Here is a 13,826-nt window from a genome sequence, read left to right as displayed (position 1 = left end):
AAAATATAAAATTTAAAACAAATACCATCTAACTATACATTGATGTAGCTATTAAAATATGCTAAAATATTTTCAGAATCAATTAAGGAGGATTTAAAATGGCTGGACATTCTAAATGGTCTACGATAAAACGCAAGAAAGGAAAAGCTGATGCTCAGAGAGGAAAGTTGTTTACAAAACTTGCAAGATATATTACAGTAGCAGCTAGAGAAGGTGGACCTGACCCTGAATATAATACGAACTTAAAAAATGCAATTGAAAAAGCTAAGGCGGAAAACATGCCTAACGATAATATAGAAAGAGCTATTAAGAAAGGTTCTGGAGACCTAGAAGGAGCTAATTTTGAAGAAATTACCTATGAGGGCTATGGTCCTGCAGGTGTTGCTGTTTTTGTTGAATGTTTGACTGATAACAGAAATCGTACGGCTTCTGACGTGAGGCATGCATTTGATAAATTTGGCGGTAACTTAGGCTCTACAGGTTGCGTTTCTTGGATGTTTGATAGAAAAGGACTTTTAATTGTAGATAGAGCTGAAGATATAGATGAAGAAGAATTAATGCTTCAAGCTATTGAAGCAGGAGCAGAGGATTTTAGCTCAGAAGAAGAATACTTTGAAATCACTACTACACCAGAGAACTTTGAACAGGTGAAGGAAGCATTAAAAGAAACAGGCTACAAATTTTCAACTTCAGAAATAACTTTTATTCCTCAAAACGAAACAAAGCTTGAAGATGAAAAAGACATTAAGAACATGCTTAAATTAATAGACATACTTGAAGATAACGACGATGTTCAACAAGTTTATCACAATTGGGAAATGCCAGAGGATTTAGATATATAAGAGAAAAAAACTTATTTGAAAACACTCTCTTTTGTCGATATATAATATAGAGAGTGTTTTTTATCTATAAGCAAAAATATCCTTTATATATGTTATAACAGTTATCATTATGGCAATAATTGCTAGTGGGAGGGGATTGTCTTATGGAAACTTTATCAGTGAAAACACGAGATATGTATAGAGGCTTGAGAGATAAGTTTCTATTTAGTAACGATATTAATTCAATCTATATCCTTCTAGCTTTATATGATTTGGAAGAAAATATATCTAGCATATACCCAAAATATATGAGTAGAAATGATTTAAAAAGGAAAATTAAGTATGTACTTATAAACAGGGATGATAGTGAAATCATCTCTAGTAACTTAAGTTACATCATTCATGAAGATATTAATAGACTAGAACTTTGTTTTTATTTAGAAGGCTATAAGCATGGTTATTCTAATAAAAAGTGGACAAATATTGTTGAAAAAAAAGCCTTAGATGTATATGGTTTAGAAGAGATTTACAAAATAGATCATCTTTTTCATTTTAACAATTCTGATAAATCAGTAAAAGATATGAAAAAAAGATGTATAAAGGAAATTGATAATAGAGAAAGAAGAGATAGATATATTGAATCTCTAGTATATACCTTTACAAATAAAATAATTAAGAAGAAAATTATTGAGCTAGATAAATATATAAACAAGCAATTAAAAATGAATTTTGAATATAATGATATACATATAAGTGAAGAAAAACATTTTTTACAAGAGGAGGAAATAGACAAGGTATACATATCTATTGTAAATGCATTGATTAAGAAAATGAAAATTATATATAAAGAAGCTTTTTGGTATGCAGTAAATGATAAAGTACTGGGTATGTATTACTAGATAATATTAAGAAAATAAGTATATAAATTGATTATAAACTAACAAATGGGGTAATTAATATTAATAGATGAGGAGGATTTATAAGATTATTGTTGAATAAATATATTAAGTTTTCTTAATATTATTATATAAGGGGGAGTACTCATGTACGTAAAGAATCATGTTCTTTCTAAAGATAAGCTTGTAATGCTTCAAATTGAAGATAGTATAAGTGAGGCCTTAGATAAAATTATAAAGGGAGATTTTCTATCTCTACCAGTTTTAGATGGGGACAAATTTGTAGGTATTCTAATGAAGGAGACTATATTTAGACACTACTTTGAAGAAGGATATACAGACAAAGAAAAGTATTTGAAAGAAACTAAGGTTAAAGATTTATATAAATCAGATGTTAAAACAATTAATGAAAATGTGTATATTGAAAAGGCATCTTATTTATTAAATGAGTTTAGAACTCCATTTCTTCCAGTTTTAAATGATAAGGGTGATTTTAAAGGAATACTGACCCATAGTTCAATATTTAATGCATTTTCCGAAATTTTTGGTCTAAATAGAGGTACAAAGATTCTCATAAATGTTTATGATATTCCAGGACAAATTGCAAAACTTACAGAGACTATAAGAAAGGCTAATGTAAATATTGCTAACTTTGCAGTAATGGATGCAAAAGTTATGGATGTCTACCAAGTAGTAGTTAGAGTAGATATAACTGAAGTAGATGAGCTTATTGAAAAAATTGAAAAAGCTGGATTTAAGATAGCTGAGATAAATAATTAACCTGCAATATGCAGGTTTTTTCTAACCCGATTTATGAAATAATTCAGGGAACAAGGAAGTTCTGAATCAGGTTTTTGAGTATCACAGTCACACTAGATCAAAGATTTGATATAGCTGCAGCATAGTTCAAATGTAATGAGCACCAAATTCATTCCCCGCTTTCTTTTAAATGTATACTTTTATAGATATTGGGAAAAATATCTAATTAGATAGTGTGGGAGGGATATTTATGAAAAGAATTTCAGTAGTTTCTACTATAGCAATCTTATTTGGACTTGCTGCAGCTGGTATGTTATCAGGATATTTTATAGGAATAAAAAACACAAATCAAAAATCACAACCGCAAATTGAAAATATTGTAGGCAGTCAGGATAATCCAGAAGATGAAAGGATAGATACAATAGATATAGATGATGATAATCATGAAACTGGAATGGTAAATGAAGAAAAAATAGGACCAAGTACTATACTAGAGTATAAGATTTATTATTCAGAGTGTGGTCATGAAGCTATCAAGACAGTAGAATTAGAAAATCATATGGTTAACATGAGTGAGGACGACTTTCAGAAATATATAAAGGGAAATCATCCAAAATGGGAAATTGAGAGTTTTTCTCATGAAAAAATACTAGTAAAAATTAATAAAGACCATCTATGTCAAAACCACTACATAATAGGCGTAAAGAATGGGAAAATAGCTGTTTTTACAATTGGAGAAAATGGGGAGAGACTAATTAAAAAAATTTATAATGATTCACCAATATCCTTACTAAAGGAAGTAGATCAAAAAAAACTTGAAAAAGGTATAATTACAAATAGCAAAGAAGAATTAGAGGATATATTGGAAAATTACATAAGCTAATAAATATATAAAAAAGTTAGGATATTAAAAATATTTTATCCTGACTTTTTTATAACGAATATGAAAGGTCTACATCGATGTACTTACATAAGAAGCATATTTGTTAATGAGCTTCAATAAAAGTTTCTTTAGTTTATAGCATTGTGTTAGAAATTTATATTTATGTATTTATGAACAAGGAGTTTCTTAACATAACAAAAGCTTACTTAACTTGAACTTTTCTCTCAAATTATTTATAAATTTTTTAATAACATATATAACATATATAACATATATAACATATATCAGAAACACCAGAACATTTATTCTTATTTTTTAGTTGAAGCCCTTTACAAAATTATATATTATTAAATAGATGACTAAAGGATTTACAAGAATTATATCGAATTATGTTTATATAATGAATGGAGCTGATATATGTGATAATATTTGGAATAGATCCAGGGATAGCAATAGTAGGGTATGGAGTTTTAGAATACATGGGGAACAAGTTTAAAGTTATAGATTATGGTGCGGTTCAAACCTCCAACGAATACTCTTTTCCCATAAGATTAAAAGCTGTATATGATGAGATTTCTGTCTTGCTTGAAAAATATAAACCTGATGCTCTGGCAATAGAGGAGCTTTTTTTTAACAAGAATACTAAAACAGCAATAACAATAGGACAAGCAAGAGGTGCACAAATTTTAGCTGCTGTGAATAAAGGAATAGAGGTTTATGAGTATACTCCTCTTCAAGTAAAACAGGGTGTAGTTGGATATGGTAGAGCTGACAAGAGACAGGTACAAGAGATGGTTAAAATACTTTTAAATCTTGAAAAAACACCTAAACCAGATGATGTTGCAGATGCACTAGCCGTTGCTATTTGTCATGCACATTCTGGTAGCTTTAGAGATATGTTTAAAATGAAATAGGGGTGATTTTTTGTATCAATATATAAAAGGTAGCATAGAAGATATAGGAGAGGACTACATAGTAGTAGAGAATAATGGTATTGGTTACATTGTATATACTTCAAAAAACTCCATAGTGGATATAGGTCAAAATATGACTAATAGAAAAATATTGACACATTTAATTGTGAGAGAAGATAATATGAGTCTTTATGGATTTACTACTGAAGAGGAACTTAAAATGTTTAAGCTCCTTATAACAGTAACAAAGATAGGACCTAAAGTTGCCATTGGACTACTATCAACACTTACAACATCAGCTATTAAAAACTCTATAATTAACAAGGATACTAGTACACTTTCAAGAGCGCCTGGAATTGGGAAAAAGACTGCTGAAAGAATCATACTTGAATTAAAAGATAAAATTGATGGAGATATTACTTATGATGAAGGAACTGATGAATTTATTCCATTGGACGAGACAGAAGAAATTATAATAGCCTTGATTTCTCTTGGCTATACTAGAAGCGAAATATTTAAGGCATTATCTAAAATAGATACTGAAGGAAAAAAGACTGAGGAAATTATAAAGCTAGCACTAAGAAACTTATCAAAATAAAGAAAGGAAATTTGAAACATGGAAGAAATAAATAATAGAATCGTTACTAGGAGTCTGATAGAAGAAGATATTGATGTTGAATTATCTTTAAGACCTAAGACATTAAATGAGTATATTGGACAGCATAAAGTAAAGGAAAAATTAGATATATTTATTAAAGCTGCAAAAGGTAGAAAAGAACCACTAGACCATGTGCTGTTATATGGGCCACCTGGACTAGGTAAAACTACACTTGCTAATATCATTTCAAATGAAATGGGAGTAAATATTAGGATCACATCAGGTCCAGCTATAGAAAGAGCAGGAGATTTAGCAGCTATTTTAACTAATTTAGCGGAAAATGATGTTTTATTTATAGATGAAATACACAGATTAAACAGAAGTGTTGAGGAAGTGCTTTATCCTGCCATGGAAGACTATGCCCTTGATATCATAATAGGTAAGGGACCGAGCGCTAGGTCAATTAGGCTAGACATTTCTAAATTTACACTTATTGGAGCTACAACAAGAGCAGGTCTATTAACTTCTCCATTACGAGATAGATTTGGGGTTATGTGTAAATTAGATTTATATGATATAGAAAGCTTAAAGGAAATAGTCATCAGATCAGCAAATATACTTGGAGTTAGAATCGATAGGGAGGGGGCTGAAGAGATTGCAAAAAGATCTAGAGGAACTCCAAGAATTGCTAACAGATTATTAAAAAGAGTGAGGGATTATGCACAAGTAGTAGAGAATGGGGAAATAACTAAAATTGTTGCAGATAAAGCTCTAAAGCTTCTTGAAATCGATCCATTAGGATTAGATAATGTAGATAAAAAATTGATAATGACTATAATTAATAATTTTGAAGGTGGACCTGTGGGGTTAGATACTTTAGCTGCTTCAACAGGTGAAGAGCGAACTACCATAGAAGATGTTTATGAACCTTATTTATTACAATTAGGTTTTTTAAACAGAACACCAAGAGGCAGAGTTGCAACTAAAAGATGTTATGATTATTTTGGTATAGAGTATAAGGAAGACTAATTATTATGGAAAATGAGGGGGATTATTTTGAAGAGAAGTATTTTACTAACTATTTTAGCCTTATTTTTAACTTTTACTCTATCTGAACAAGTATTAGCATATGAGAATACATATGATGATGAGTATGTTAGGATTGCTCTTAAGTCAGTTTTAAAGTCAGAGCTTAATTATGTATCAAGCTTAAGTAGCGATGGTTTCCAACTGGGTACATGGGATAAAGGCTTTAGCCCTTTCTTAGAAGTTAATAATAGAAAACTGTTTACTAGAGTTGACAGCTATTATATAGACACATATGGAAATCTCCTGAAAACTAATGACATTTACAAAGCTACATACGGACCTATTCATATAAAGACTGATAAAGCTTTTTCTTCATATGAAGAAGCACTTTATGAAGTTAAGTATCTTAGGGATTTAAATATTGATGCATTTATTTATTATAATCAAGATATATTTGAAATTTGGGTAGGTCAATATTTAGATGAAAATATAGCTTACGAAGAAGCTATAAAATATTCAGACTACTTGGGTGGAAAAAATGAGATAGAAAATAACAACAAGAATAGAATTATGTTAACTGATGAATACAATGAAATACTATTGATGTTTGACAAAAATCAAGGTATTTATTTATCTTCATTAAATGCAAGCGATGAAAGTGTAATTAATATTGAGAATAATAGCTATAGAGATTATATAACTTTTTCTAGAACAGGGGATGAATTAATAATAATTAATACTGTAAAGATAAAAAATTATCTATATGGAGTTGTTCCCAAAGAGACTTATCCATCTTGGCCTTTAGAGGCATTAAAGGCACAGGCAGTTGCAGCAAGGAACTATGCTCTGATAAACAGTAATAAGCATTCGAATGAAGGCTACGATTTATGTGATACTTCACATTGCCAAGTATATGGAGGATATAAATCGGAAACCATAATGACAAACAGGGCAGTAAACGAAACTTTAGGAAGGATTTTAATGTATAATAATGAACTAGTGGAAGCTTATTATCATTCATCTAGTGGAGGCTATACTGAAGACAGTGAAAATGTATGGAGTAATAAAGTTCCCTATCTTAGGGGAGTAGATGATAGTTTTTCACTAGGTTCTCCTTACGACTCATGGCAATTTATAATTAGTGATGAAGAAATAAGAACAAAGCTAATTGAAAATGGCTTAGATGTAGGGCATATAACAGATGTCTCTGTGTTGTCTACATCCGAAAGTGGAAGAGTAATAGAACTAATGATTAGGGGTACAATGGGGTCACAAGTATTAAAGAAAGAAAAGGTTAGACAAGTATTTGGAGCTAATAATATAAAGAGCACTTTATATGAAGTTTATTTTGGTGATGGGAAAAATAGTAGTTCACTAACACAAGAGATTTATGTTTATAATACAAATAATGGAAGTATTGAGAAGCAATCATTAGATAATGTAAATATACTGTCATCTGATGGAGCAAAGTCTTTAAATACTAATCTATTGTCGAAGGGCGTTACTATAACTGATGGTACAGTTAGAACAGAATTAACAGATAAAAAAGTACAAGGCTTATTAAATAGTGATGGAAAATTTGTATTTAGTGGTAAGGGTTGGGGTCATGGAGTTGGTATGAGCCAATGGGGAGCTAAAAAAATGGCTGAACTAGGATATAGCTACGAGGAAATATTAGAATACTACTATACTGGAGCAAAAGTTAAGTAAAGGATGGTTGCAGTGAAAAGAGAAGATTTTTATTTTGATTTACCAGAAGAGCTTATAGCACAGGTCCCTATAGAAAATAGAGAAGGTTCTAGGCTTTTAGTTTTAGATAAAAATACTGGAGAGATAGTGCATGGCGTTTTTTCAGATATAGTGCAATATTTAGATAAGGGAGATTGCTTAGTATTAAATAATACGAGAGTAATCCCTGCAAGATTATTTGGACGTAGGAAAGATACAGGAAGCAGTGTAGAATTTTTACTGTTAAAGAGAATAGATAATAATAAATGGGAGGTACTAGTAAAGCCGGGAAAAAAGGCAAGGCCAGGCGGGGTATTTGACTTTGGAGAAGGCTTAATGGAAGGTGAGATATTAGCAGTACAAGATGGTGGAACTAGAATTATAGAATTCAAATATGATGGAGTTTTTGAGCAAATACTAGATGAACTTGGAGAGATGCCTTTACCGCCATATATTAAAGAGAAGTTAGAAGACAAGGAAAGATATCAGACTGTATATTCAAAGAAGGAAGGTTCAGCTGCAGCACCTACAGCAGGTCTTCATTTTACCGAATTTTTGTTACAAAAAATTAAAGAAAAGGGAGTTAATATTGTCTATGTCACGCTTCATGTAGGATTAGGGACTTTTAGACCAGTAAAGGTTGAAGATATCGAAGAGCATGATATGCACTATGAATACTATGAAATCGATGAAGAATCTGCTAATATAATTAATGAATCAAAAAAAGCAGGAGGTAAGATTGTAGCAGTAGGTACTACCTCTGTAAGAACTATAGAATCAGCAAGTAATGAGGAAGGGCAGGTACTTCCTAAGAATGGCTGGACTAATATATTTATTTATCCTGGATATAAATATAAGGTCATAGATAGACTAATTACAAACTTTCACTTACCTGAATCAACTTTAATTATGCTAGTAAGCGCATTGGCAGGTAGAGAGAATATTTTACATGCCTATAATGAGGCAATTAAGCTAAAATACAGATTTTTTAGCTTTGGAGATGCAATGTTTATTAAATAAGAGATACTATAGAAGAACACTTTAAAATTAGGGAGGCAGCAATGGTATTTAGATATGAGTTAATTAAAGAGGCAAGGGATAGTAAGGCTAGACTAGGTAAGATATATACTCCTCATGGAGTTATTGAAACCCCTATATTCATGCCAGTTGGGACTAGAGCTACTGTAAAAGCAATGACACCAGAGGAACTGAAAGAACTAGGAGCTCAGATAATTTTAAGTAATACTTATCATTTATATTTAAGACCTGGACATAAACTTATAGAAGAAGCAGGAGGCTTACACAAGTTTATGAACTGGGATAGACCTATATTAACAGATAGTGGAGGATTTCAGGTTTTTAGTCTAGGAGATTTAAGAAAAATTACTGAAGAAGGAGTAGAATTTAGATCACATATTGATGGCTCTAAACACTTTATTAGTCCTGAAAAATCTATTGAAATTCAAAATTCATTAGGTTCGGATATAATTATGGCATTTGATGAATGTGCTCCTTATCCAAGTGATTGGGATTATGTTAAAAAATCCTTGGAAAGAACTACAAGATGGGCAAGGAGATGTAAAGAAGCTAATAAAAATCCAGATACCCAGGCATTATTTGGTATAGTTCAGGGTGGAATGTATAAAGATTTAAGAGAACAAAGTGCAAAGGAGATTATTGATTTAGATTTTCCCGGTTATGCAATAGGAGGACTAAGTGTAGGAGAGCCATCTGAATTAATGTGTGAGATGTTAGATTTTACTGTACCTTTATTACCTAAAGAGAAGCCGAGATATTTAATGGGAGTTGGTAGCCCAGATTATCTATTCGAGGCAGTAATTCGAGGTATTGATATGGCTGATTGTGTATTGCCAACTAGAATAGCAAGAAATGGGACTGTTCTTACAAGTCATGGAAAGGTTGTTATAAGAAATGCTAAATATTCAAGAGACTTTTCTAGGCTAGATCCTGAATGTGATTGCTATACTTGTCAAAACTATTCTAAAGCATATATAAGACATCTCTTTAATGTAGATGAAATATTAGGTGCTAGATTGGCAACTATACATAATCTATACTTTTTAATAAAACTTATGGAAAATATACGTGAAGCAATTAGAGAAGACAGACTTCTCCAATACAAGGATGAGTTTTACAATAAATATGGATATACAAAATAAAAATAAAGGATTTATTTTTAAAATGTAGAATACTACATAGGAGAAAGGAGGGAACAGCTTGAAGGAATTTATTTTATTAGGAGCCACAACACAAAGCAATTCGCCAACTGGAAACTTATTATCCACCTTGATGCTTCCAGTATTATTTTTGGCAATTTTTTATTTCTTTATAATTAGACCACAGCAAAAAAAGGACAAAAAGATTAAGGAAATGAGAAACAGTGCAAAAGTAGGTGATGAGGTACTAACTATTGGAGGAATCTATGGCAAGATTGTAAAGATTAAGGATGAAGTTATAACAATAGAAGTAGGAGCTGATAAGACAAGATTTGATATTGCTAAATGGGCAATAGGTAATATCCAATCATCTACAGAAGCATCAGAAAAATAGATAGATCTTAAAACTTAACTTTTTTGAGATGAAAAGATTTTCTTAGTAAATACTAAAAAACTAGGAAGATCTTTTTTTATTTTTTGTAATAAATTGGTGGCGCATGCATAAATATTGATTAAGGATATGGGAGGTGGATTAATGAGTTATTCAAAAAATCAAAATAGTTCAAGCTACTTTATAGATATTATAAGAGGTGCTTTTTTGGGATTATTACTTACTTTTATATTAATAATCATATTTACTATAATTTTGACATATACCAAGCTTTCAGAAGAATTTATACCATTGATTAATACAGTAATTATGATTTTAGGAATTACTTCTGGAGCCATTTTAACTTCAAGGAAATTAGAAAGAAAAGGATGGCTAACAGGAGGACTGATTGGAATATTGTATTTTCTTATAATCCTTATTATTAATAAAATTTTTATCAAAGATTTTACTACTGATATTTATCTATTAATTAAAGGGTTTATAGCCATACTAATAGGATGCATAGGTGGTATGATTGGAATTAACATAAAATAAGTCTTTAAATAGTACTACAATTGTGTTATAATCAGTGTGCTACATTTTAAACTAATAGGAAGTACATAGAGTTCATTTAGTAGAAAAAATAGCGGAAAGTTGTTGTTACATAGGGTAGTGGGCAACCACTGCTTTTATATTTTTTAAAACTAATGCGTAAAGTGCTTTATCAAGTTTTAATTTCTATAATTAGGTAGAAGAGTACTATTTTATAACTTTTATTAAAGAATGCGTTTTCGTTTTTCGCTAATCATTTTCTATAAAGCTATTAGTTATTAATGTTTCAATAGAGACACTTATTTTATGTTATGGAGGAGAGTTAATGATTATTGAGTATGAAGGAATAAAACCAAATATACATGAAACTTGCTTTATAGCTGAAAGTGCTGAAGTTATTGGAAAGGTTGTGCTTGGGGAGTATACCAGTATATGGTATAATTGTGTTTTAAGAGGAGATGAAAATACTATTACTATTGGAAATAATACTAATATACAAGATGGTACAGTAATTCACATAAGTAAAGATTATAATACTGAAATAGGTGATTATGTAACAGTTGGACATAATGCAATAGTGCATGCGTGTAAAATAGGGAACAACGTATTAGTAGGTATGGGAGCAATTATACTAGATGGAGCTGAGATACAGGACAATGTATTAATTGGAGCTGGAAGTATTGTGACAACAGGGAAACAAATTCCTTCTGGTTCATTGGTTTTAGGTTCACCAGCTAAGGTAGTTAGAAGTTTAACTGATGATGAGATAGAGCAATTGAAGCAATCTGCAAAAGACTATGTCAAGTATGCAGAAAAACACAAAAAATGATGAAAACTTAACATTGATTTAGGATAATGAAAAGTTGTATAATAAACCTTATGAAAAGGAAAGGGGTAAATATTATGAACCTGAAAAATATTTTATTGTTTATTTTAATTATTGCACTTGTAGGTGTTGTAGCTTATGGTGCAATATATGGTATTGAAATAGGAAATATTAAAATTCCTACAGCAAGAGAAAAGGTAGGGTTAGGACTTGATTTAGCAGGTGGAGTATATGTCTTATTAGAAGCTCAGACAGATGAAACGGGGGCAGAGTTAGATAAAAAAATTGAACAAGCAATTACTATTATTAGACAAAGAGTAGACAGTTTAGGTGTGGCTGAACCAAATATAGTTAAAGAAGGTAATAAGAGAATTAGAATTGAACTAGCAGGCTTAAATGATGTACAGCAAGCTTTTGATATGATTGGTAAAACTGCTCAACTTCAGTTTGTAGATCCCGAAGGTAATGTAGTGGTGACTGGAAAAAATGTTAAAAAGTCGGAGGTTGCTTTTCAAACAGGGAGCACAGGACTAGAAGTACCAGTTGTAACTTTAGAATTTGACAAAGAGGGTGCTAAAAGCTTTGCAGAGGCTACTTCTAGGTTATCAAATAAGATTGCTGATCAAGATAAGGTAATTTTTATAATACTTGATGATAAAGTTATTTCAAGTCCTGTGGTTAGAGCAGAAATAAATGATGGTAAAGCAGTTATTGAGGGAGGATTCGATGTTCAAAGTGCTAGTGAACTAGCAACTTTAATTAGAGCAGGGGCTTTACCAGTGGAGCTTAAAGAAATTCAAACATCTGTAATTGGTCCAACATTAGGCCTTGAGTCTCTTGATAAAAGCATTTATGCGGGAGCTATAGGTTTAATACTTATATTTTTATACATGTTAATAATGTATAGAATACCAGGTTTTATAGCAGATATTGCATTGTCAATATATGTAATGTTGGTTATTGGTATTATGATAGTTTTAGGAGTTAAATTAACTTTGCCTGGCATTGCAGGCTTAATACTTTCAATAGGTATGGCTGTAGATGCTAATGTAGTTATATATGAAAGGATTAAGGAAGAACTAAAACTAGGTAAAACTCTTAGAACAGCAGTAGATAGTGGATATAAAAGAGCATTATCAAGTGTCTTAGATGCAAATATCACTACTTTTATTGCAGGTTTAGTGCTATATAGTTTTGGAACTGGCCCAATAAAGGGTTTTGGAGTAACTTTAATAATAGGTATTGTTGCGTCAATGATTACAGCTGTATTTATTACAAAATTCCTATTAAAGCTATTTATTGGAACGAACATAGTAAAGAATACAAAATTATATGGTGCTTAAAGGAGGAAGTATTGTGAACTTTATTCAGAGGAGAAGTATATTTTTTATATTATCTGCAATTGTAATAGTATTTGGCATTCTATATGGTTTGGCAACTGGGCTAAACCTTGGTTTGGACTTTACTGGTGGAACCATGTTGCAAATAGATTTTGGGCAGACAGTTCCTGTTGAAGATATCAAGAAAATTACAAATACATTTGATACGAAAGCTAGTATAATTCATGCTGGTACCGACAAAGAGGAAATAATAATAAAATCTACTTTAGATTTAGATAGTCAGGAAAGAAATGAAATATTTACTAAGTTTAAGGAAAAATATGGACTTAAAGATGAAGCTCTTATTCAATCCCAAAAATTTGGACCTGCTATAGGAAGTGAAATTCAAAAAAAAGCATTACTATCAGTAGTACTAGCTACAATAGGTATATTAGTCTATACTTCATTTAGATTTGAGATTAAATTTGGTATAGCTGCTATAATTGCTTTGGTTCACGATGCTCTAGTTGTGCTTGCTGTATATGCAGCATTTAATATACCCTTAGATAGTACCTTCGTAGCTGCTATACTAACTATTGTAGGTTATTCAATAAATGATACAATTGTTATATTTGATAGGATGCGTGAAAACTTAAAGCTTATGAAAAATGAAAAATATGAGGATATTGTCAATACAAGTATAAAGCAAACATTGTCTAGAACTATTAATACTACTACAACAACACTATTAGCAATAGTTACCTTGTATATTTTAGGTGTTGATGCTATTAAAGACTTTGCGTTTCCTTTAATTGTGGGGATGATAGCAGGAACATATTCATCAATATTTATTGCAAGTCCAATATGGTATCTTTTAAAAACTAGGACTAAAGGTAAAAATAATGCAGACATTAATAGAGCATAAAAACTGTCATTTGGCAGTTTTTATCTTTC

15 protein-coding genes are annotated in these 13,826 nt (G+C 30.9%); all 15 read left to right on the top strand.

Translation table 11 applies throughout. The annotated features are described in order from the left end of the window. Positions 1-98: 98 nt before the first annotated feature. The 15 genes from DW1_RS09935 (at position 99) to secF (ending at position 13,797) form a co-directional block, all read left to right on the top strand. On the top strand, positions 99-842 hold the full coding sequence (locus tag DW1_RS09935; protein WP_074350470.1) for a YebC/PmpR family DNA-binding transcriptional regulator: 744 nt from the start codon (positions 99-101) through the stop codon (positions 840-842). A 143-nt stretch (positions 843-985) separates the two neighbouring features. Next, the gene (locus DW1_RS09930) at positions 986-1,720 is read left to right on the top strand and encodes a hypothetical protein (RefSeq protein WP_074350469.1); all 735 of its coding nucleotides are present in this window, start codon (positions 986-988) and stop codon (positions 1,718-1,720) included. A 144-nt stretch (positions 1,721-1,864) separates the two neighbouring features. Further along, a complete protein-coding gene (locus tag DW1_RS09925; protein ID WP_074350468.1) occupies positions 1,865-2,497 on the top strand; it encodes a CBS domain-containing protein in 633 nt (210 codons plus the stop codon). A gap of 229 nt (positions 2,498-2,726) precedes the next feature. After that, a complete protein-coding gene (locus tag DW1_RS09920; protein ID WP_074350467.1) occupies positions 2,727-3,359 on the top strand; it encodes a BofC C-terminal domain-containing protein in 633 nt (210 codons plus the stop codon). 419 nt (positions 3,360-3,778) lie between these two features. Next, positions 3,779-4,273: a crossover junction endodeoxyribonuclease RuvC gene (ruvC, locus tag DW1_RS09915; protein WP_074350466.1), complete on the top strand. Its 495-nt coding sequence runs from the start codon at positions 3,779-3,781 to the stop codon at positions 4,271-4,273. A gap of 10 nt (positions 4,274-4,283) precedes the next feature. Then, positions 4,284-4,871: a Holliday junction branch migration protein RuvA gene (ruvA, locus tag DW1_RS09910; RefSeq protein WP_074350465.1), complete on the top strand. Its 588-nt coding sequence runs from the start codon at positions 4,284-4,286 to the stop codon at positions 4,869-4,871. A 27-nt stretch (positions 4,872-4,898) separates the two neighbouring features. Next, the gene (gene ruvB / locus DW1_RS09905) at positions 4,899-5,900 is read left to right on the top strand and encodes a Holliday junction branch migration DNA helicase RuvB (RefSeq protein WP_347499721.1); all 1,002 of its coding nucleotides are present in this window, start codon (positions 4,899-4,901) and stop codon (positions 5,898-5,900) included. Between the two features lie 27 nt (positions 5,901-5,927). Then, a complete protein-coding gene (locus DW1_RS09900; protein ID WP_074350463.1) occupies positions 5,928-7,610 on the top strand; it encodes a SpoIID/LytB domain-containing protein in 1,683 nt (560 codons plus the stop codon). Positions 7,611-7,622: 12 nt separating this feature from the next. After that, positions 7,623-8,648: a tRNA preQ1(34) S-adenosylmethionine ribosyltransferase-isomerase QueA gene (gene queA / locus DW1_RS09895; RefSeq protein ID WP_074350462.1), complete on the top strand. Its 1,026-nt coding sequence runs from the start codon at positions 7,623-7,625 to the stop codon at positions 8,646-8,648. A 41-nt stretch (positions 8,649-8,689) separates the two neighbouring features. After that, positions 8,690-9,808, top strand: a complete 1,119-nt coding sequence (gene tgt / locus DW1_RS09890; protein WP_074350461.1) for a tRNA guanosine(34) transglycosylase Tgt — start codon at positions 8,690-8,692, stop codon at positions 9,806-9,808. 58 nt (positions 9,809-9,866) lie between these two features. Beyond that, positions 9,867-10,199 (top strand): preprotein translocase subunit YajC, encoded by a 333-nt coding sequence (gene yajC, locus DW1_RS09885; RefSeq protein WP_278335740.1) that lies wholly within the window; start codon positions 9,867-9,869, stop codon positions 10,197-10,199. Positions 10,200-10,340: 141 nt separating this feature from the next. Then, positions 10,341-10,730: a TIGR04086 family membrane protein gene (locus tag DW1_RS09880; protein ID WP_074350460.1), complete on the top strand. Its 390-nt coding sequence runs from the start codon at positions 10,341-10,343 to the stop codon at positions 10,728-10,730. 322 nt (positions 10,731-11,052) lie between these two features. Beyond that, entirely contained in the window at positions 11,053-11,556 is a 504-nt protein-coding gene (locus DW1_RS09875) for a gamma carbonic anhydrase family protein (RefSeq protein ID WP_074350459.1), read from the top strand. A gap of 74 nt (positions 11,557-11,630) precedes the next feature. Then, the gene (secD, locus tag DW1_RS15305; protein ID WP_143474403.1) at positions 11,631-12,896 is read left to right on the top strand and encodes a protein translocase subunit SecD; all 1,266 of its coding nucleotides are present in this window, start codon (positions 11,631-11,633) and stop codon (positions 12,894-12,896) included. 13 nt (positions 12,897-12,909) lie between these two features. Then, positions 12,910-13,797 (top strand): protein translocase subunit SecF, encoded by an 888-nt coding sequence (secF, locus tag DW1_RS15300; protein WP_143474402.1) that lies wholly within the window; start codon positions 12,910-12,912, stop codon positions 13,795-13,797. The last annotated feature ends 29 nt before the right edge of the window (positions 13,798-13,826 follow it).

It is taken from the genome of Proteiniborus sp. DW1, assembly GCF_900095305.1.
Lineage (GTDB): Bacteria > Bacillota > Clostridia > Tissierellales > Proteiniboraceae > Proteiniborus.
Note: the sequence above shows the minus strand (reverse complement) of the source record. Positions and strands in the feature narration are given on the sequence as shown.

What these genes read in the sequence shown, in the direction of transcription:
- DW1_RS09935 (WP_074350470.1), top strand. Translation starts at nt 99, where the DNA reads ATGGCTGGACATTCTAAATGGTCTACGATAAAACGCAAGAAAGGAAAA.
- DW1_RS09930 (WP_074350469.1), top strand. Translation starts at nt 986, where the DNA reads ATGGAAACTTTATCAGTGAAAACACGAGATATGTATAGAGGCTTGAGA.
- DW1_RS09925 (WP_074350468.1), top strand. Translation starts at nt 1,865, where the DNA reads ATGTACGTAAAGAATCATGTTCTTTCTAAAGATAAGCTTGTAATGCTT.
- DW1_RS09920 (WP_074350467.1), top strand. Translation starts at nt 2,727, where the DNA reads ATGAAAAGAATTTCAGTAGTTTCTACTATAGCAATCTTATTTGGACTT.
- tgt (WP_074350461.1), top strand. Translation starts at nt 8,690, where the DNA reads ATGGTATTTAGATATGAGTTAATTAAAGAGGCAAGGGATAGTAAGGCT.
- DW1_RS09880 (WP_074350460.1), top strand. Translation starts at nt 10,341, where the DNA reads ATGAGTTATTCAAAAAATCAAAATAGTTCAAGCTACTTTATAGATATT.
- DW1_RS09875 (WP_074350459.1), top strand. Translation starts at nt 11,053, where the DNA reads ATGATTATTGAGTATGAAGGAATAAAACCAAATATACATGAAACTTGC.
- secD (WP_143474403.1), top strand. Translation starts at nt 11,631, where the DNA reads ATGAACCTGAAAAATATTTTATTGTTTATTTTAATTATTGCACTTGTA.